19 protein-coding genes, 1 tRNA gene and 1 pseudogene are annotated in these 18,496 nt (G+C 66.2%); 11 read left to right on the forward strand and 10 right to left on the reverse strand.

The window, feature by feature from the left end; translation table 11 throughout:
- The first annotated feature begins 142 nt into the window (after positions 1-142).
- Complete coding sequence (locus DDE75_RS07785; RefSeq protein WP_108501823.1) at positions 143-625, forward strand: helix-turn-helix domain-containing protein; 483 nt, start codon at positions 143-145, stop codon at positions 623-625.
- Here the strand turns inward: DDE75_RS07785 and DDE75_RS07790 are convergent.
- Complete coding sequence (locus DDE75_RS07790; protein WP_108501824.1) at positions 614-2,098, reverse strand: phospholipase D-like domain-containing protein; 1,485 nt, start codon at positions 2,096-2,098, stop codon at positions 614-616. The two genes, DDE75_RS07785 and DDE75_RS07790, sit on opposite strands and share 12 nt — an antisense overlap.
- 210 nt (positions 2,099-2,308) lie before the next feature.
- Here DDE75_RS07790 and DDE75_RS07795 point away from each other — a divergent pair, with 210 nt between their 5' ends.
- A complete protein-coding gene (locus DDE75_RS07795; RefSeq protein WP_108501825.1) occupies positions 2,309-3,949 on the forward strand; it encodes a BCCT family transporter in 1,641 nt (546 codons plus the stop codon).
- A gap of 147 nt (positions 3,950-4,096) precedes the next feature.
- Positions 4,097-5,761 carry a mechanosensitive ion channel family protein gene (locus DDE75_RS07800; RefSeq protein ID WP_162798948.1) on the forward strand — a complete coding sequence of 555 codons (1,665 nt, stop codon included), beginning with the start codon at positions 4,097-4,099 and terminating at the stop codon, positions 5,759-5,761.
- Here DDE75_RS07800 and DDE75_RS17625 read toward each other — a convergent pair.
- A complete protein-coding gene (locus DDE75_RS17625) occupies positions 5,758-5,934 on the reverse strand; it encodes a hypothetical protein (protein WP_245894680.1) in 177 nt (58 codons plus the stop codon). The two genes, DDE75_RS07800 and DDE75_RS17625, sit on opposite strands and share 4 nt — an antisense overlap.
- Between DDE75_RS17625 and DDE75_RS07805 the strand changes: the two are divergent.
- The 3 genes and pseudogenes from DDE75_RS07805 (at position 5,851) to DDE75_RS07815 (ending at position 7,170) form a co-directional block, all read left to right on the forward strand.
- Positions 5,851-6,281: pseudogene (locus tag DDE75_RS07805) on the forward strand (MgtC/SapB family protein). The gene DDE75_RS17625 and the pseudogene DDE75_RS07805 sit on opposite strands and share 84 nt — an antisense overlap.
- A 38-nt stretch (positions 6,282-6,319) precedes the next feature.
- Entirely contained in the window at positions 6,320-6,856 is a 537-nt protein-coding gene (locus DDE75_RS07810) for a DNA-3-methyladenine glycosylase (protein ID WP_108501827.1), read from the forward strand.
- Positions 6,853-7,170, forward strand: coding sequence for a hypothetical protein (locus DDE75_RS07815; protein WP_245894658.1), 318 nt, complete (start codon positions 6,853-6,855; stop codon positions 7,168-7,170). The genes DDE75_RS07810 and DDE75_RS07815 overlap by 4 nt, the downstream gene beginning before the upstream one ends.
- Before the next feature lie 20 nt (positions 7,171-7,190).
- Here DDE75_RS07815 and DDE75_RS07820 read toward each other — a convergent pair.
- Both DDE75_RS07820 and gltX read right to left on the reverse strand, forming a co-directional pair.
- A tRNA-Met gene (locus tag DDE75_RS07820) sits at positions 7,191-7,267 on the reverse strand.
- A gap of 161 nt (positions 7,268-7,428) precedes the next feature.
- Positions 7,429-8,748, reverse strand: coding sequence for a glutamate--tRNA ligase (gene gltX, locus DDE75_RS07825; RefSeq protein ID WP_108501828.1), 1,320 nt, complete (start codon positions 8,746-8,748; stop codon positions 7,429-7,431).
- Between the two features lie 79 nt (positions 8,749-8,827).
- Between gltX and DDE75_RS07830 the strand changes: the two genes are divergently transcribed.
- Positions 8,828-9,235, forward strand: a complete 408-nt coding sequence (locus DDE75_RS07830; RefSeq protein ID WP_108501829.1) for a metallopeptidase family protein — start codon at positions 8,828-8,830, stop codon at positions 9,233-9,235.
- Positions 9,232-10,194, forward strand: a complete 963-nt coding sequence (locus DDE75_RS07835; protein ID WP_108501830.1) for a 1-phosphofructokinase family hexose kinase — start codon at positions 9,232-9,234, stop codon at positions 10,192-10,194. Before DDE75_RS07830 ends, DDE75_RS07835 begins: the two co-directional genes overlap by 4 nt.
- 60 nt (positions 10,195-10,254) lie before the next feature.
- Here DDE75_RS07835 and DDE75_RS07840 read toward each other — a convergent pair whose 3' ends face one another.
- A complete protein-coding gene (locus tag DDE75_RS07840) occupies positions 10,255-10,581 on the reverse strand; it encodes a DUF6280 family protein (RefSeq protein WP_042251710.1) in 327 nt (108 codons plus the stop codon).
- A gap of 360 nt (positions 10,582-10,941) precedes the next feature.
- On the opposite strand from DDE75_RS07840, the gene efp reads away from it, so the two are divergent.
- Positions 10,942-11,505: an elongation factor P gene (gene efp / locus DDE75_RS07845; RefSeq protein WP_108501831.1), complete on the forward strand. Its 564-nt coding sequence runs from the start codon at positions 10,942-10,944 to the stop codon at positions 11,503-11,505.
- 66 nt (positions 11,506-11,571) lie between these two features.
- Here the strand turns inward: efp and pdxY are convergent, their stop codons facing one another.
- Positions 11,572-12,423, reverse strand: coding sequence for a pyridoxal kinase PdxY (gene pdxY / locus DDE75_RS07850; protein ID WP_108501832.1), 852 nt, complete (start codon positions 12,421-12,423; stop codon positions 11,572-11,574).
- 92 nt (positions 12,424-12,515) lie between these two features.
- Here pdxY and DDE75_RS07855 point away from each other — a divergent pair, with 92 nt between their 5' ends.
- Positions 12,516-12,881, forward strand: a complete 366-nt coding sequence (locus DDE75_RS07855; protein WP_108501833.1) for a DoxX family protein — start codon at positions 12,516-12,518, stop codon at positions 12,879-12,881.
- On the opposite strand, the gene dinB is transcribed toward DDE75_RS07855, so the two are convergent.
- From dinB to DDE75_RS07870, 3 genes are read right to left on the reverse strand one after another with little or no spacing between them, the layout of a single operon-like run.
- Entirely contained in the window at positions 12,878-13,981 is a 1,104-nt protein-coding gene (gene dinB / locus DDE75_RS07860) for a DNA polymerase IV (RefSeq protein WP_108501834.1), read from the reverse strand. The genes DDE75_RS07855 and dinB overlap by 4 nt on opposite strands.
- Positions 13,978-14,709 carry a CAF17-like 4Fe-4S cluster assembly/insertion protein YgfZ gene (gene ygfZ, locus DDE75_RS07865; RefSeq protein WP_108501835.1) on the reverse strand — a complete coding sequence of 244 codons (732 nt, stop codon included), beginning with the start codon at positions 14,707-14,709 and terminating at the stop codon, positions 13,978-13,980. The genes dinB and ygfZ overlap by 4 nt, the downstream gene beginning before the upstream one ends.
- A complete protein-coding gene (locus DDE75_RS07870) occupies positions 14,706-16,376 on the reverse strand; it encodes an ABC transporter ATP-binding protein (RefSeq protein WP_108502071.1) in 1,671 nt (556 codons plus the stop codon). The genes ygfZ and DDE75_RS07870 overlap by 4 nt, the downstream gene beginning before the upstream one ends.
- A gap of 313 nt (positions 16,377-16,689) precedes the next feature.
- Between DDE75_RS07870 and DDE75_RS07875 the strand changes: the two genes are divergently transcribed.
- Positions 16,690-17,859 (forward strand): pyridoxal-phosphate-dependent aminotransferase family protein, encoded by a 1,170-nt coding sequence (locus DDE75_RS07875; protein WP_108501836.1) that lies wholly within the window; start codon positions 16,690-16,692, stop codon positions 17,857-17,859.
- On the opposite strand, the gene rsmD is transcribed toward DDE75_RS07875, so the two are convergent.
- A complete protein-coding gene (rsmD, locus tag DDE75_RS07880) occupies positions 17,856-18,425 on the reverse strand; it encodes a 16S rRNA (guanine(966)-N(2))-methyltransferase RsmD (RefSeq protein ID WP_108501837.1) in 570 nt (189 codons plus the stop codon). The genes DDE75_RS07875 and rsmD overlap by 4 nt on opposite strands.
- Between the last annotated feature and the right edge of the window lie 71 nt (positions 18,426-18,496).

Here is an 18,496-nt window from a genome sequence, read left to right on the forward strand (position 1 = left end):
GCCCCGCGCGGCTGCATGATCGGCTATCACGTCAGGTACTCGCGGCCCGTCAGGCGGGTCTGCACATATCCAAGCGATTGGATCACCGAATACACGCGGCTGAACATGATCGTGGCGGACCCCCTCTGTCATCTGGGGCGTCATGAACGAAGGCGCCCTGCGCTGGAGCGATTTTGCCGGCCATGTCCCCGATCCGCTGGACGTCATGGGACAGGCGGCATGCATGGGGCTGAAGCATGGGGTCACGGTCAGCTGCGGCCCCCCCGAGTCGCGATCGATCATGGGGGCCGCCCGCGCGGACCGGGAATTCACCGATCCCGAGATCGCGCGGATGCAGGACCTGCTGCGACAGGGCCATGGCATTCTGGACCAGGCGACCGCCATGCGTCCCATTCTGGTCGAGGCACTGGAGGCCATCGCCTGCGGCATGACCTATGCGCAGGCCTGCGCGCATTTGGGCATTTCGCGCACCGCGCTGCGATATCGCCTGCATACCGCCCGCGCATCGCTTGGTGTCGAAGACAACCCCGAGGCCATCCGCAGAGCCATCGATCTGGGGCTGCTCAGCAGCAACAGCTATACAGGGATGGTCAAGGGACTGCCGGAGGCCCCCTCACCCGCGTGATCGGTTCTTCCGGCGCCAGCGGCGCAGGTTCCACTTGCGGAACAGCCCCCGCTTGCTGAGGGATTCAAAGATCTCGTCGGGTCCTTCGGGGTCCAGGATCTCATTCTCGGCCAGCCATTCGTGAAAGCTGTTCAGGTCCGGCATCTTGAAGGGGATCAGGGTGCGGCCCTGCCCGCGAGGGCGGGCATTCGCATCGATCAGGGCAATCAGGTCGGGGTTTTGCCTCAGCGCATCCGTCACCTGCTGCGGGGTCATATCCAAATGTTCGGCCAGCAGGTCGTCGCGCAGTGCGGTGATCTTGCGGCGCAGATCGGACTGGCCTTCCTGTTCCCCCGCCACGACAACATCGCATTCCGTGTCCAACCGCATCGAGCGGTTGTTGAAGTTCGACGATCCGACCCGAAGATAGGTGTCGTCGACGATGGTGACCTTGGCGTGAACATAGATCTCGGCCCCGGCATCGGTGACGGGGTGATAGATGCGGAACCGGTCGCGATGATCCAGCCGCTTCAAGGCCTCGAACAGCTTGGCGCGGGCGGTATCCATGGCGATGGGTTCCAGCCAGCCCTGCGCTGTGATCGGATTGATGATGACGATCTCGGGCGGGTCATCCTCGACCAAGCGCTTGGCAATGGCCTGCGCCACGCGACGTGACGCGAAATACTGGCTTTCGGCATAGATGCGATGCTTCGCCCGCGCGATCAGGTCCAGATACATCTGCTCGATCTCGAACGAGGCCTGGACGTCGGGGATCTCGGGGCGGGTGCGGGCAATGGCCAAGGCCACGTCGCGGAAGGTGGGCTGCAACCCCTCGGGCCAGCAGTTCGCACCATCGGTCACCGGCGCCAGCGTTTCCCCCGAGGCGATGCGCCAGCGGTCGCGCGCCAGATCGCCCATGGCACGGGCCGCGGGGCCGTCGAAGGCACTGGTCGCATCGTGCCAGGGGGGCATGGGCTCGCCCTTGGGGCTGACGCGGCGGGGGTCGTCGTCGACGTGCTGCCGCGTGTCCCAACGGCCTTCGGTCATGTCGATGCCACCGCAGAAGGCGATGCAGTCGTCGATGACCACGATCTTCTGATGGTGCGAGCTGGCCAGCGGATGTTTCGAATCCAGCCGCAGGGTGATGCGCTTGTGCGCTTTCCAGCGCAGGATCGTCAGCAGGGTGGACCCGCGGAACATCGCCTTGAACGCCCCCGTGTCCCAGCGCAGCAGGCGCACATGCAGCGAGGGTGTCCGGCGTGCCAGCCACATGACGAAATCGCCCAGCTTGGCCGGGCCGCCGTCGTCGCCGGGATCGCCAAGTTCGATCCGGGCATCGAAGTCCCAGCCGATCATCAGGATGCTGCGCCGCGCCTTCAGCATCGCACGGCGCACGGCGGTGAAATAGTCGTCGGCATCGGCGATCATCACGAAGCGCCCGGTCTGCTCGACCCGCCAGCAATTGTGCCCGGGTCGCGCCAGTCGCTTGTTCATAGGATATTCCCCGTCCTGATGTCGCATTCGGTCCAAAGGACGGCCGATGCCCGACCGCCCCCCTTCCAACTTGGTCGTGCGGGCTTCGTTCCACGACGATCCCCGCGCGGCACTGTCGCCCATTCGCGCGCCACGGGCAATCGATCCGATGGAACGTTCCGGCCCGCTGGAACTTGACCCTTGGCATACCGGAATACGAGGGGGATCTTCATGGAGAAATTCGCGCAGAGGCTGGGCCTTCGGGTCGATCCGACCATCTTTTTCATCTCGGCCGGGCTGAGCCTGGTCTTCGTCATCCTGCTGGTTGCCTTGCCGGATCAGATCGGGGGCGCATTTTCGGCAGGCCGCGCCTGGATCGTCACCAACCTGGGGTGGTTCTTCATTCTGGCGGTGAACGTCTGGCTGGGCTTTCTGATCTATGCCGCCATGTCGCGCCACGGACATATCCGGCTGGGTCCGCGCAACTCGCGCCCCGAATATTCGAACCTGTCGTGGTTCACCATGCTGTTCGCCGGCGGCATCGGCACCGTCCTGATGTTCTGGGGCGTGGCCGAACCGATCAGCCACTACAAGGAACCGCCCCTGCCGGGGGTCGACCCCTTCACGCTGCAGGCCGCGCAGGACGCGATCTCGATCTCGCTCTATCATCTGGCGCTGCACACCTGGACGATCTTTGCGTTGCCGGGGCTGGCCTTCGCCTATTTCATCAACCGCTATGACCTGCCGGTGCGGGTCAGCTCGGTCTTCTATCCATTGCTGCGCGAAGGCATCCACGGGCCTATCGGCAAGACCATCGACATCGTGTCGATCCTGGGGACGCTGTTCGGCGTTGCCGTGTCGTTGGGGCTGGGGTCGTCGCAGGTGGCGGCAGGTCTTTCCGCCCTGTTCGACCTGGAAAACGGCACTTGGCTGCGCCTGGCCATCCTTGCGGTTCTGACGGCGGTTGCGACCACCTCGATCGTTGCAGGGTTGGACAAGGGGGTGAAGATCCTCTCGAACGTCAACATCGGCATGGCGGTCGGTCTGATGGTCTTCGTCTTGGTGACCGGCTCGACGCTGTTCCTGCTGCGCGGCATGGTCGAGACCGTCGGCCTCTATCTGTCGAACCTGCCGCGCTTGGCCTTCTGGAATGACATGCTGCACGGCGACGGCATGGAAACCGGCAATTGGGGCTGGCAAGGCAACTGGACCGTCTTCTACTGGGCATGGACGGTGACCTGGTCGCCCTTCATCGGCCTCTTCGTGGCACGCATCTCGCGCGGGCGGACGATCCGCGAATTCGTCTTCGGCGTGCTTCTGGCGCCGTCGCTGTTCACCATCATCTGGTTCTCGATCTTCGGGTGGCAGGCGATGCAGATGGACGGTCTGGGCGAGGCTGCCCGTGCCGCCATGGGTGGGGCCGCAGGCAGCATCAGCGCCGCGGTCGAGCAATCGGTCCCGCTGGCCATGTTCGCCTTCTTCGCCGAACTGCCCTGGGCACCGGTGATGCAGGGGATCGCGGTGCTGGTCGTGGCGATCTTCTTCGCGACCTCGTCGGATTCGGCCTCGCTGGTGGTGGACATGCTGTGCAGCGGCACGGCGGAACCGGGTCCCGTGCATCAGCGCGTCTTCTGGGGCGTGGCCGAGGGGTTGATTGCCGCCACCCTGATCCTGCTGGCGGGCGAGGCAGGCCTGACCGCCCTGCAAGAGGTCATCACAGTCATCGGCCTGCCGATCTTCCTGCTGGTCTCGATGATGATCCCGGCGCTGATCCGGGGGCTGGGAGCCGAGGATATCGACCATATCACCATCGGCAAGCGCCCCGCGCTGAGCGAGTTCGAGCCCGAGGAAACCACCGAGGCCCGAGGCTGAGCCATCGACCGGGCGGGATATTCCTGCCCGGTCGACGAAGCCCCTTGGCAGGACCGGCGTCCGCGTCGCGATGACGCTGCGGAAGCCCCCAGAGAGACGACCCCGAATGACCATGCCATGCCCCATCATCCTGACCGAGGAACCGACATGACCCCGTGGCGCGTTCTTTTGCTGATCATCGCGCTTTGCCTGCCGTTGCCGCAGCCCGTGCAGGCGCAGGATGCCACCTATCAGGCGCCGCCCCTGAACGTCGGCTTGGGACCGGTACCCGACCGCATCGATCGCAGATCCCCTCGCGCAGCCATGGCAAGCTTCCTGCAGGCTGCCGACGAAGGGGACTGGCCCTCCGCCGCCCATGTGCTGGACCTTTCGGACATTCCCGAAGACCAGCAGGCGCGGAAAGGCCCCGAACTGGCCCGCCAGCTTTACGACGTGATCGACCGCAAGGCCGTGCTGGACTGGTCGATGCTGAACGACCGCCCCGATGCGCTGCAGGTCAAGGGGGGCGATACCGAGGCGATGGCCGGCAATCCGCGCCGATCCCTGCTGCTGCGCGATCTCTCCGTCGGGCTGGTCCCCGCCGAGATCCGCATGAACCGGCTGGAACCCCCGGACAGCGACGCGCCGGTCTGGATGTTCCCGACCCAGACCGTCCGCGACATCCCCGCCCTTCACGACGTCTATGGCCCCTCGAATTTCGAGACCGCCCTGCCGCCGATGATGCGGGAAAAGACGCTTGGCGGGCTGATGCGTTGGGAATGGATCGGCTTGCCGCTGCTGATCGCGGCGGCGGTGCTGCTGGGATGGCTGGTCCACCGGACGCTCAAGATGGCGTGGCGTCGCGCCGACGGCAAGATCGCCACGGGCATCCTGCGTGCAGCCTCGAAGCCGCTGATCATCATCAGCGTGACCAGCCTGATCTGGTGGGTCACGGGCAACGTCTTCGTCTTTTCCGGCAAGATCGACGTCTTTCTGGCACCGCTGATCGCGGCAGGCTTCGTCACCGCCACGCTGCTGTTCATCGTCAACGGTGTCGAGGTCCTGCTGGACGGGTTGATCGCCCCCGGAGAGGAGGTCGACCTGACCGTCGCTGAACAGGCCGAGGCCCGCGTCCTGGCCACCCGCCTGAATGCCGCGCGACGGGTGCTGGTCATCGTGGTCTTCCTGATCGGGGCGGGGATCGTCATGTCCTCGGCCGATCTGGCGGGGACCCTGGGGCTGTCGCTGCTGGCATCCGCCGGGGCCATGACGATCATCTTGGGCTTTGCCGCGCGCAACGTCCTTGGCAACATCATGGCATCGCTGCAGATCGCGCTGAACCAATCGGCGCGCGTCGGCGACCGCGTGCTCTACAAGAACGAGCTTTGCCACGTCGAGCGCATCAACATGACCTATGTCCAGCTGCGCAACTGGGACAGCACCCGCCTGATCGTCCCGGTCGAGGAATTCGTTTCCGAGACCTTTTCCAACTGGACCCTGCAGAACCCCGAAATGCTGCGCGTCATCAAGCTGCGGCTGGATTCGCGCGCCGATATCGCGGCACTGCGCAAGATTTTCGACCAGATCCTGGAGGATGTCGCCCATGAGGACATGGGCAACAACCTTAGCCAGCTGGATGGCTCCAGCGTGAATGTCGCGGGCCACGACGTCTATGGCCTCGAGGTCTGGTTCAGCGTGCCCTGCGCGGACCCTAACACATCGTGGGAACTCTCCTGTGCCGTGCGCGAAAGGCTGGTGGCACAGGCTGCCCGATACGAGGCCGAGACCGGCAAGCCGGTGTTTCCCACCAACCTGCCCGTCGGTCCGGACTAGGGCCGGATCGGAACGCCAGACTTCTCAAGGCGTTGGATCGCCACATCGTCAAAGAAGGGAAACCGAACATGGTCGAGTTTTCGGAATTCATGCTGCGCACCCTTTTCGCCGGTGGCTGCGGCCTGCTTGTCGGCCTGGACCGAGAGATCAAGAACAAGCCGCTTGGGGCGCATGCCTATATCCTCGTGGCGCTTGGATCGGCGGCGCTGATGGTGGTGACGCTGAACTTCTCGCTCAGCACCATGGCGGACGATCAGGATATGACGGTGGACCCCAGTCGGCTGATCCAGGGCATCGTCGGCGGCATGGCTTCCTGGGTGCGGGCGCCATCATGGGGGGCAAGGACAGCAAGCGCCTGCGGGGCGTGGGCAGCGGCGCGGCGATCTGGGGGGCGGGCGCCATCGGCATTGCCTGCGGCTTGGGCTATCTGGCCGAGGCCGCCTTTCTGGCCGCCGTTACCTTCGCCATCCTGAACCTGCACGACTGGTTCGAAAGCCGCGCGAAGGACGGTGCCGAGTGATGCGTGACGCGGCCAGCCATCATCCTGCCAGTAATTTCATGCAACTGATCGCGGGCCAAGGCGCGGTCGATCTGGCGCAGGCGCTGATCGGGGCGCGGCTGTCCCTGCGCGGCTGCGGCGGCATCATCATCGAGACCGAGGCCTATACCGCCGAGGACCCCGCCTCCCACAGCCATCGCGGCCCCACGCCGCGCAATGCCTCGATGTTCGGGCCGGCGGGGCATGCCTATGTCTATCGCTCCTACGGCATCCACCTGTGCCTGAACGTCGTCGCCCGCCCGGCCGAGGCCGTGCTGATCCGCGCACTGACCCCGGATCACGGGCTGGATGCGATGCAGGACCGCCGCGGGGACCGGTCCCTCTGCGACGGCCCGGGGCGGCTGACGCAGGCGTTGGACGTCAGGATCACCGATGATGGCGCGCCCTTCGACGGCGGCGACCTTGCGATCGCCCTGCCCCCCCAGCCCCAGCCCCTGCTGCAAGGCCCGCGCATCGGCATCAGCCGCGCGCAGGACTTGCCGTGGCGGTTCGGGCTGGCAGGGGCAAGCGGCCTCAGCCGCAGGTTTCCGTCGTGACCGAGGGTGTGCTGCACACACCGGACGGGCGCTATATCGTGGTCAGGGGACGCCTGTGGCGGGCCACCAACCCCCATCTGCCCGAAAGGGACCGGCAGGATTTGGTCGATGAGCTGATGGATGCCCGTCGCGCGGTGAAATCGGCCAGGGACGACGCGCAAGCCCTGCGTCAGGCCCGCGCCCGCGTCGACAAGGCCAAGCGTGCCTTGGGTGAACGCGGCCCCGTTTGGTGGCAGGACGGCGCGCCCGATCTGAACCGCAAGATGGTGCGGAACACGGCCTATGCCGAATGGCATGCGGCGCTGTCAGGCTGATCACGACTGAGGGGAAGACCTGGTAGCGGAGGAGGGACTTGAACCCCCGACACGCGGATTATGATTCCGCTGCTCTAACCAACTGAGCTACTCCGCCACAAGTGCGGCGGATTTAGAAGGTTCGGCGGGGGGCGTCAAGCGCTTTGCGACATGTTTTTTTATCATTCTCCAGATTCCTGCAGAGGCCCGATGCACCCATGAAAAACGCCGCCCCCGATGGCGCGGGGGCGGCGTCGCATGATGGTGCGGGCTGTCGCCTCAGCGGGCCTTCACCACCTGGATCAGCGGCATGACGTCGGACATGTCGGGACCATGCGCCTGACCGGTCACGGCCTTGCGCAGCGGCATGAACAGGCCCTTGCCCTTGCGGCCCGTGGCCTCCTTGACAGCAGCGGTCCATTCGCCCCAGGTCTGGTCGGTATAGGGCGGCGGCGGCAGCATGGTCATGGCCTGGGTGATGAAATCGGCATCCTCGGGGTCGATCTGCGGCTCGGCGCCCTGACTGAATATCTGCCACCAGGCGTCCAGATCTTCGAGCCGGGTGATGTTCTGCGATGCCACGCGCCAGAAACGCTCGGCCTGATCGGCGGGGACGCCCAGTTCGGCAATGCGGTCCGCGACCTGATCGAAGGGCAGCGACTGGTTGCGTTCGCGGGTCAGCGGCCACAGATCCTCGGCGTCGAATTTCGTGGGCGAGGCCCCGAAGTTCGACAGATCGAAGCTGTCGGCCAGTTCGTCCAGGGATGCCAGCGTGACCGGCTGGCCCGAACCAAGCCGCGCCATCAGGCCCAGCAGCGCCTCGGGGGCGACGCCGCTTTCGCGCAGGTCCTTCAGCGACAGGGCGCCGATACGCTTGGACAGCTCCTCGCCCTTGGCACCTGTCAGCAGGCTGTGGTGGGCAAAGCTGGGGGGGGTTCCGCCGATGGCCTTGATGATCTGGATCTGGGTCGCGGTATTCGTGACATGGTCCGAGCCGCGCACGATGTCGGTGACGCCCATGTCGGTGTCGTCCACGCTGCTGGCGAAGGTGTAAAGCACCTGCCCGTCCGCACGCAGCAGCACCGGGTCGCTGACCGAGGCCGCATCGATCGAGATGTCGCCAAGGATGCCGTCATGCCACTCGATACGCTCGTGATCCAGCTGGAAGCGCCAGTAGCCTTGGCGACCCTCGGCCCGCAGGGCATCCTTCTCGGCGCCGCTCAGGTTCAGGCCGGTGCGGTCATAGACCGGCGGCTTGCCCATGTTCAGCTGTTTCTTGCGCTTCAGGTCCAGCTCGGTCGGGGTTTCGAAGACCTCGTAGAAGCGGCCGTTGGCGCGCAGCTCGGCCGCGACCTCGGCATAGCGGTCCAGACGCAGGGACTGGCGTTCCACCCGGTCCCAATGCAGGCCCAGCCAGTCCAGGTCCCGCTTGATGCCGTCGACATATTCCTGCTTGGACCGTTCCTGATCGGTGTCGTCCAGGCGCAGGATGAACTGCCCGCCGTTCTTGCGGGCGATCAGATAGTTGAACAAGGCGGTGCGCAGATTGCCGACATGGATGTTGCCGGTGGGCGATGGCGCGAAGCGGGTGATGGTCATGGGGCGTCTCCTGTTACCGGATGCTCTTTCACATAGACCGGTTTTTGTCCATATCATGGGCCAAACGCAGGAGGCACGGATGAGTGACTGGGACGGGCTTGCAGCCCCCGACGCCGCAGAGATCGAGGCCATGGCCCGCGCGGCCATGAACGCGCTGCCCGCCGAATTCGCATCCGCCGCCGCGGCGGTGGCCATCCAGGTGGCCGAATTCGCCCCCGAGGAGATGCTGGACGAACTGCAGATCGACGACCCGTTCGAGCTGACGGGCATCTATGACGGCATCCCCATGACGCAGAAATCCGTCGCAGATCAGCCCGGCGGGCCGGACATCATCTGGCTGTTCCGCCGCCCCATCATCGACGAATGGGCGACGCGCGGCGACATCGGCCTGCAGGAACTGGTGATCCATGTCGTCACCCATGAAATGGCGCATCACTTCGGCTGGTCCGACGATGATATCGCCAGCATAGATCGCTGGTGGGAATGAGCGGCCAGTCCCCCATCTTGACGGTCACGCTGAACCCGGCGCTGGACCTGACCACCGCCGCCGATCACATCGGCCCCGACCGCAAGCTGCGTTGCGACAAGCCCGCGACCTTTCCCGGCGGCGGCGGCATCAACGTCAGCCGCGCGATCAAGCTGATCGGCGGGCAGTCCACCGCCATCGTGGCACTTGGTGGCGCGACCGGCACCCGCATGTCCGAGATGCTGAAGACCTCGGGGCTGGAGGTGCTGCGCATGACCGCGCCGGGTGAAACGCGCCAGTCGCTGGCCGTGACCGACCGTGCCACCGGGGGACAGTTCCGCTTCGTGATGCCCGGGCCGGAATGGCACATGACCCATGTCTCGGCCGCGATGACCGCCATTGCCGAGGCCGCCCGCGCCGGCGGTTGGGTCGTGGTGTCGGGATCGAACCCGCCCGGCGTCGCGGCGGGCTTCGAACAGATGCTGACGGTGCGCCTGAAGGACGGGCGCGCCCGCCTGATGGTCGATGCCGAGGGCGAGGCTCTGCGTGCCCTTGCCGGATCCTCCAGCCCTGTGGACGTCCTGCGCATGGACAGCCGCGAGGCCGAGGCCCTATGCGGTCGCCCCCTGCCCCTGCGAGAGGACAGCGCCGCTTTCGCCGCCGATCTTGTCCGGAACGGCGCGGCCCATGCCGTCGTCGTGGCACGCGGTGCCGATGGATCGGTCGTCGCCACAAGCGAGGGTGCTTGGCATGCCGCCGCCGCCCCCGTCGATGTCGTCAGCACGGTGGGCGCAGGCGACAGCTTCGTCGCGGGCTTCGTGCTGGCGCTGGCCCGCGATTGGCCCATCTCCGAGGCCTTGGCCCTCGGCACCGCCGCAGCATCGGCCGCCGTGATGACCCCCGCCACCGAATTGTGCCGCCCCGAGGATGTCCGCCACTTCTATTCGCAACGTGACATCACCAAGCTGGCAATCGGCTGACGCACCAACAAAAAAGGTCGCCCCGAGGGACGACCCAGAAATCGTGATGCGACAGCGTGATCAGGCGGCTTCGGCCTCTTCGGCCTCGGCAGCCATGCGGCGTTCGCTTTCCTCGCGCGACAACGCGACCGAGGTGCGGACACCTTTCGACACGAATTCCATAAGACCCTTCACGACGCGTTCGTTGGGGTCGATGCCGGCGCAGGACAGAACTTCGCGGCCGTCGCGCGAACGTGCCCAACGGGCGATCTGTTCGGGACCATTGCCATATTTCTTGTCATCGGCGATGGCATCATCAAGGGCAGCCAGAACAACGGCTGCAAACAGCTTGCGGGCCCGCTGGCCCTGTTCAAAATTGAAGGCCGAGCCGTCAACAAAATCGCGCATCTCGTTTCGTCCATCTCTTGCGGCTCTGATTAGGCAACAGAGCCTTGGGGGAAAACTTGGCGCTTTCCCAGTTTCTTGAAATCCGTTTCTCCGACGGTGACGCCTGCCTTAGACCTTCAGCCCGCCGATTCGGTATCCCTTGGATCGCATGTCTGCCATGTCCTTAGCGCATGACGCCCAAAATGCGGGAATTTTTACCCTTGTTTCGTCACGTCAGCGATTCAGTGCCGCAGATCGCGCCTTGACAACGCGGCAGATCCGTTCTGGTTGCCTCATCCGTTCTGCCTCGATATAGGGGCAGCATCATGCCGTTCAACACGCGGACGGCCGGAATTTTCCGCAAACACGCAAGAGCATCCCATGCCCAAAATCAACGGCAATGAAATTCGTCCCGGCAACGTGCTGGAACATGATGGTGGCCTGTGGGGCGCCGTGAAGGTCAACCACGTCAAGCCCGGCAAGGGCGGCGCCTTCGCCCAGGTCGAGATGAAGAACCTGCGCGACGGCCGCAAGCTGAACGAACGCTTCCGCAGCGAAGACAAGGTCGAGCGCGTGCGCCTGGACCAGAAGGACCAGCAGTTCCTCTACGAGGCCGACGGCAAGCTGGTCTTCATGGACAACGAGACCTTCGAGCAGACCGAGCTGGACGCCGACCTGCTGGGCGACCGCCGCCCCTTCCTGCAGGACGGCATGATCGCCACGATCGAATACTATGGCGAGGAAGCCCTCTCGGTCTCGATCCCGCAGAAGGTCACCTGCACGGTCGCGGAAACCGAGCCGGTCGTGAAGGGCCAGACGGCTGCCAACAGCTACAAGCCCGCGACCTTGGACAACGGCGTCCGCATCATGATCCCGCCCTTCGTGGGCGAGGGCGAAGCCATCGTCGTCAACACCGAGGCCTTCGAATACAGCGAACGCGCCTGATCCGCGCCCGATGACATCGTAAAGGGGCCGTGCCGTCGCGCACGGCCCTTTCACGTTTCAGGTTGCTTACACCAAGGCTTCGGCCCTGACGCTGCGGGTCGGCGCGACCAGTTCATCCTGCGCCGCGATCAGGCGGATCTCGCGGCTGCCCATGCGGGCGGTGTCCGACAGGACGCCATGCACCGCGGCACCGGCGCGTTCCAGGGCCAATGCCGCATCGCCGTCGCGAAGCAGATGGACGAAGAATAGCGCCGCGACCAGATCGCCCGTTCCGTTGACGTTCAGATCCAGCCGGGGGCTGCGCAGGCGCCATTGCCCCTGCGCCGTGCTGGCCACCATGTCGATGCAATCGGCGGGCGTGTCCTCCAGCATGACCGAGGTCGCCAGAACGACCCGCGGCCCCATGCCATGCAGCTTGGTCAAGGCCCCCTTCAGGGCGGCGATGTCATGGATCTTGGCATCGGTCAGATACTCCAGCTCGAAATGGTTGGGGGTGACGATATCGGCGGCGGGGACGGCGACGTCGCGCATGAACTCGGGGATGCCGGGGCGCACGAAGATGCCGCGTCCCACATCGCCGATCACCGGGTCGCAGCACCACATCGCATCCGGATTGGCCGCCCGGACCGCCCGCGCCGCGCCAAGAACCGCATTGCCGATGTCCGACGACCCCATGTAGCCCGACAGGATGCCGTCGCAGCTGCCCAGCACGCCCCGGTCCGCGATGCCCGCCACGATCTCCTCGACCGCGGGGCCGTCAAAGACGCGGCCCTTCCAGTCGCCGTAACCGGTATGGTTGGAAAACTGGACGGTATGGACGGGCCAGACCTCGACTCCAAGGCGCTGCATCGCAAAGGCCGCGGCTGAATTTCCAACATGCCCATAGGCCACATGCGACTGGATGGAGAGGATGTTCATGGGGCCCCCGCTGAAACGCTTGCCGGTTCGGACGGTCTTTCGATAAGCCCTTGGAAGGGGATTGGAAAGCGCCCCGCCAGAGAGGATATCCCATGCAGCATTACCTGAACCTTCTGGGCCGCATCCTGATCGCCCTGCTGTTCCTTGGCGGGGCCGCGCAGAAGTTCACCGACCCCGGCCAGGTCGAACGCATGATCGCCAGCATCGGCCTGCCCGCCGATCTGGTCTGGCCGGTGGCGGTCTTCAACCTGGTCGCGGGGCTGGCGCTGATCTTCGGGCCTTGGGTGCGGGGCTGGGCGCTGGTGCTGGCACTCTATTGCATCGGGACCAGCTGGTTTCACTGGCAGTTGCGGGCGGACCCCTGGCAGGTGACGATCGTCGTCAAGAATTGGGCCATCGCCGGGGGCCTGCTGATCTTGGCGGCGCAGGGGCCGGGCAAACGCGTGCGCTGGCGCTAGTCAAACAGGCTCAGTTGCCCGTCGTCGGGTTCGGCATCGAAGCCAGAAAGCGTGATCCCCAGCAGCCGCACCCCGCGCGGGTCGGGCAGCACCCCCGCCGCCAGATCCCGCGCCACGGCCAGCATCTGGTCGCGGGTCGCCACCGCCGACCCCTTGCTGCGGGCGCGGGTGATCTGCTGGAAATCGCTGAACTTGACCTTCAGCGTCACAGTCCGGCCCTGCAGGCGGTGTTTCGACACATGCGTCCAGACCTTCTCGGCCAGGGGGGCCAGCGCATCCGACGCGGCCTCCAGCGTCATCAGGTCGGCCGAGAAGGTGTTCTCCGCCCCCACCGACTTGCGGATGCGGTCGGGGCTGACCCGCCGGTAATCCACCCCACGAGAGATGTTCCAGTAATAGCGACCCGATTTGCCGAAGCGCCGGGTCAGGAAGTCCAGATCCTGCGCGCGCAGATCGGCGCCGGTGTGGATGCCCATGGCCTGCATCTTGGCGACAGTCGCCGGGCCGATGCCGTGAAATTTTCCCACCGGCAAGGACAGCACGAAGTCCGGCCCCTTGTCGGGCGTGATCACGCAAAGCCCGTCCGGCTTGTTCTGATCGGAGGCCAGCTTGGCCAGGAACTTGTTGTAGCTAACGCCGGCGCTGGCGGTCAGGTCGGTCACGGCCTTGATGCGGGCGCGGATGGCCTTGGCGACCTGCGTGGCGGTCTGGCCGGGGGCCAGGTGGTCGGTGACGTCCAGATAGGCCTCGTCCAGCGACAGGGGCTCGATCAGGGGGGTGTGTTCGGCGAAGATCTCGCGGATCTGCTGGCTGACGGCGCGATAGACCTCGAAGCGGTGGCGCACGAAGATCAGGTCGGGGCAGAGCCGCGCCGCCGTGACCGAGGGCATGGCCGAGCGGACGCCGAAGACCCGCGCCTCGTAGCTGGCGGCGGCGACGACGCCGCGGGCCGCCGATCCGCCGACGGCCACGGGCTTGCCGCGCAATTCGGGAAAGTCCCGCTGTTCGACCGAGGCGAAGAAGGCATCCATGTCGATATGGATGATCTTGCGCAGCGGCGGGGCTGCACCGTCAGGGGGCGTTGCCGCCCCGCCGCTCATTCAGGGAACAGCCGCGCGTCTGCGGCCTGCATGGCATCGGTCACGCGGTCGTGGCGGACATGGGCGATGGCCCCGCCACCCGATTGCGTGAACAGCGTGCCGACATCCTTGCCGTCCGCGGTGATGGCGGTGCCCACGGGGGCCTGCCCCTCGATCCGTAGGGTCTTCAGGCCTTTGCGCAGTTCGGTCTTGTGCTTCATGCGGGCGGTGACCTCTTGCCCGACATAGCAGCCCTTGCGGAAGTCAACGCCGTTCAGACGCTCGAACCCGGTTTCAAGGATGAAGGTCTCGTTCGGGATCAGCTCGATCAGCGTCTCGGGGATCAGATGGGCTACGCGGATGGCGTCCCAATCGGTGCCGTCATCTGCGGGCAGATCGGCGGGCGCGCCATAGAGCCGCCAGCCAAGCGCATCATGGCGCGGATCGGGGATGGCGCCATCGGGGGCGGGTCCGGTGCCACGGGCCACGGCCAGATCGGTCACTTCCAGGTCGACCTTGCTGCGCAGCTTGTACATGGTCAGCCGCCGCAGCAGGTCGTCGGCCAGCCCCGCATCCACGTCGATCAGCAGCGCATCGCCATCGGGAACAATCAGGAAATCGGCCAGATACTTGCCCTGCGGCGTTAGCATGGCCGCCCAGCAGGGGGCGCGGGTGACGTCGTTGGTGACAAGCCCCTGCAGGAAGGCGGTGCTGTCGGCGCCGGTCACGCGGATGATCTTGCGGGTCATTCCTGGTCTCCGAATTGAAGGGCAACAAGGCGGGCATAGGCACCGCCCTTGGCCATCAACTGGTCATGGCTGCCCTGTTCGACAACCCTGCCCGCATCCATCACCACGATCTTATCGGCATCCCGGACGGTCGACAGTCGGTGTGCGATGACCAGCGTGGTGCGGCCCTTGGACAGGCTGTCCAAGGCCTGCTGGACCATGCGTTCGCTGGCCGTGTCCAGGGCGCTTGTCGCCTCGTCCAGCAGCAGGATGGGCGCGTCACGCAACAGGGCGCGGGCAATGGCCACGCGCTGACGCTGGCCGCCCGACAGGGATGATCCGCGCGGACCCGCCGCGCTGTCCAAGCTGCGCTGATCGTCCAGGAAGTTGCTGACATAGGCGGCATCCAGCGCCTTCTGCAGATCCTCCTCCGAGGCGTTGGGACGCCCCATCAGCACGTTGTCGCGCAGGCTTTCGTCGAATAGCGCCGATTCCTGCGCCACGGTCGAATACTGGTCGCGCAGCAGCCCAAGGTCGTATTCAGTAACCGGAACGCCGCCCAGCAGCACCCGGCCCCGGTCGGCATCGACCATCCGCGTCAGCAGGTTGAAGACGGTGGATTTCCCCGCCCCCGAAGGTCCGACCAAGGCGGTCGTCTGGCCTTCCTCGGCGACCAGCGACAGCCCCTGCAGCACCGGCTGGCCGTCATAGGACAGCCAGACGTCGTCCAGCTCGATCCGGGTGCTGTCGGGTGCATACTTGCGCGGACCGGAGACGACCGTCGGCTGCGTGTCGAAGACCTGATAGATGCGCTCAAGGCTGGCGGCGGCGGTCTGCCATGTGCCGGCCAGACCGCCAAGGCGGCGCATGGGCTGGAAGGCCAGCGCAAGGGCGGTGAAGAAGGCCATGAAGTCGCCGACGCTGCGGTCGCCCTCCATCACCTCATTGCCGCCAAGTGCCAGCACGGCGACGAAGCCGATGCCCGTGACGATGTCGGTCAGCGCCGGGATCACGCTGGAGGTCGCGGCGACCTTGGTCTCGGCCCGCCGGATGCGGCCGACGATGCTGGCGAAACGCGCGGTCTGATCGGCCTCGGCCCGGTTCAGGCGGATCGAGGCGATGCCGTGCAGCACCTCGTCCAGGCGGGTGGCGCGCAGGCTGGCATTGGCGCGGTTCTGGCGGACCTTGCGGCGGATGTATCGCTGGACCAGTGCTGCGGGCATGATCAGGATCGGCGCGCCGATCAGCGCGCCAAGCGTCCAGACCGGGTCGATGGACATCGCCACCCCGAACAGCATGACCAGCGCGATGGCGTCGCGCGTCGCACCGGTGATCAGCGTGGCCCAGACCCCCTGCACGGCGATGGTGTCGCCCTGAATACGTTCGATCATGGCGCCGGGGGAATTGTCGCGGAAGAAGCGCTGGTCCAGCGTCAGGATATGGGCCAGCAGGTTCGTCTGCATCGCGGTCGAGACCGACAGCGACACCCGCGTCAGCAGGGCACGGCTGGCGATCAGCGTCACCGCCCGCAGCAGGAAGATGCCGAAGATGGCGCTGCCCACCCACCAGATGGCGCCCGGTTCCTTGCCGATGAAGACCAGATCGAACAGCGGCTTCAGCATCCAGCTGATCAGCGCCAGCGTCGACCCTTCAAGCGTCATCAGCACGAAGGCCAGGATCATGCCCATCCGGTGGGGCCGCAGGTAACCGTCATAAAGCCGCCGCAGCAGGCCCGGAACCTTGCCGGGTGTCGGTGCGGGATCGCCCCTGTGCGAGGCTGCGATCAGGCGGGCGGGGCTGTCTTTGCGCGGGTCCACGGGTCTGGTCGGCCTTTCGGTCACGGGGTGGGCGGCCCGCCCCGGTCGGGCACGCCATGGCTCGCCCCTGCTTTACCGCGTTCCGCCATCCCCCCACAAGGCCAAGCCCATCCCCGGCCCGCGGCTGTTGACGATGGCAGGGCGTGGCCCTACCGATCACTGCATGATGTGAAGGATACCACAGATGAGCCTTGCCCACGGTCACGACCTGATTGCCATTCCCGGCCCCTCGCCCGTTCCGGCCCGCGTGCTGAATGCGGCGCATCGCGCCTCGCCCGACATCTATGGCGATGCTCTGGCGCAGGTGAACCGCGACGTCATGAGGCAGCTGAAGCGGCTGGCGGGCACCTCGCAGAACCTGGCGCCCTATATCGGCAACGGCCATGCGGGGTGGCAGGCGACGGCGGACAACCTGTTCGATCCGGGCAATCACGTGCTGGTCGTCACCTGCGGTCATTTCGGGCGGTCCTGGGCCGAGATGTTGACCCAGACCGGTATCCGGGTCGAGCGGTTGGACTTTGGCAACCTGCCCGCCGACCCCGACCGTCTGGCCGACAGGTTGGCGCAGGACCGCGCGGGCAGCATCCGCGCCGTGCTGGTCTGCCAGACCGATACCGCCAGCGCGACCATGGCCGATATTCCGGCCATCAAGGCGGCGATGGGCGATCATCCGGCGCTGCTGGTGGTGGATGCCATCGCCTCGCTTGGGTGTGCGCCGATGAAGATGGACGAATGGGGCGTCGATGTGCTGATCGCGGCCAGCCAGAAGGGGATGATGTGCCTGCCAGGCACCGCCTTCGTCTGGTTTTCAGACCGCGCGGCCAAGGGTGGGCGCAAGGACGGCGCGTCGCCCTATTGGGACTGGCAGCTGCGTGCCGATGCCGAGGCGCTGTGGCGCTTCTGGGGTGGCACGCCGCCGGTCCAGCAGGTCTTCGCGTTGCAGGAGGCGCTGACCATGATCCTGGACGAGGAAGGGCTGGAGGCTGTCTGGACACGCCACGCCCGTCTGGCGCAGGTGGTCTGGGCTGCGGTCGATGCCTGGGGGATGCAGGGCGACATCGCGCTGCCGGTCAAGGCTCCGGCGGCGCGGGCGCTGTCGGTCACCGCGGTGCGGATGCCGCGCGCGGACGATCTGCGGGCATGGGTCACGCGTGAATGCGGCGTGACGCTTGGGGTGGGGCTGGGGGCGCAGGACCCTGCCAACGCGCTGCGCATCGCCCATATGGGGCATTGCAACGCCGCCATGATGATGGGCACGCTTGGCGCGATCGAGGCAGGCCTGACCGCGCTGGACATCCCCCATGGAAAAGGCGCGCTGGAGGCTGCGGCCACCAGCATCGCGCGGTCGGCCTAAGCGCCCTCGGACCAGCGGGCCAGCGTGACGATCGTATCGCCATAGCTGCGCCGGTCCAGCAGCTTGGCGCGGATCGGCAGCAGGGGCGGGCGCGATTCCTCCCACACGATGGTGGCGCCGGGGGCGATCCAGTTGCCATCTGTGGCCGAGGCCAGAGCGGCCTCGCCCTTGCCCTGCGCATAGGGCGGGTCCAGCAGGATCAACGAATAGGGCGCGCCGGGGTTCTGGCCGAGCTTGGTCGCGTCGCGGCGCCAGTGATCGCTTCGTCCTTCGGCGCGGGCGCGTTCGATGTTCTGGCGGATCAGCGTGCGGGATTTGGCGCCGTCGTCAACGAAAGAGACATGGGCCGCGCCGCGCGACAATGCCTCGAGGCCCAAGGCGCCGGTGCCTGCAAAAAGGTCCAGCACCCGTGCGCCGGGGACGGGATTGCCGTGGCTGCCGTTGATCAGCAGGTTGAAGATGGATTCGCGCACCCGGTCGGTGGTCGGGCGCAGATGGGCGGCGGGATCGCCCGCGCCGATATCGACCAGCTTGAGACCGCGCATCGAGCCGCCGACGATCCTCATGATTGCGTCCCGCGACAGCGGGGGGCTGCCTGCCCCCCGCACCCCCCGGGGGCGGGATCGTGGCAAGGGCG

The organism is Paracoccus indicus (genome assembly GCF_003056335.1).
GTDB lineage: Bacteria > Pseudomonadota > Alphaproteobacteria > Rhodobacterales > Rhodobacteraceae > Paracoccus > Paracoccus indicus.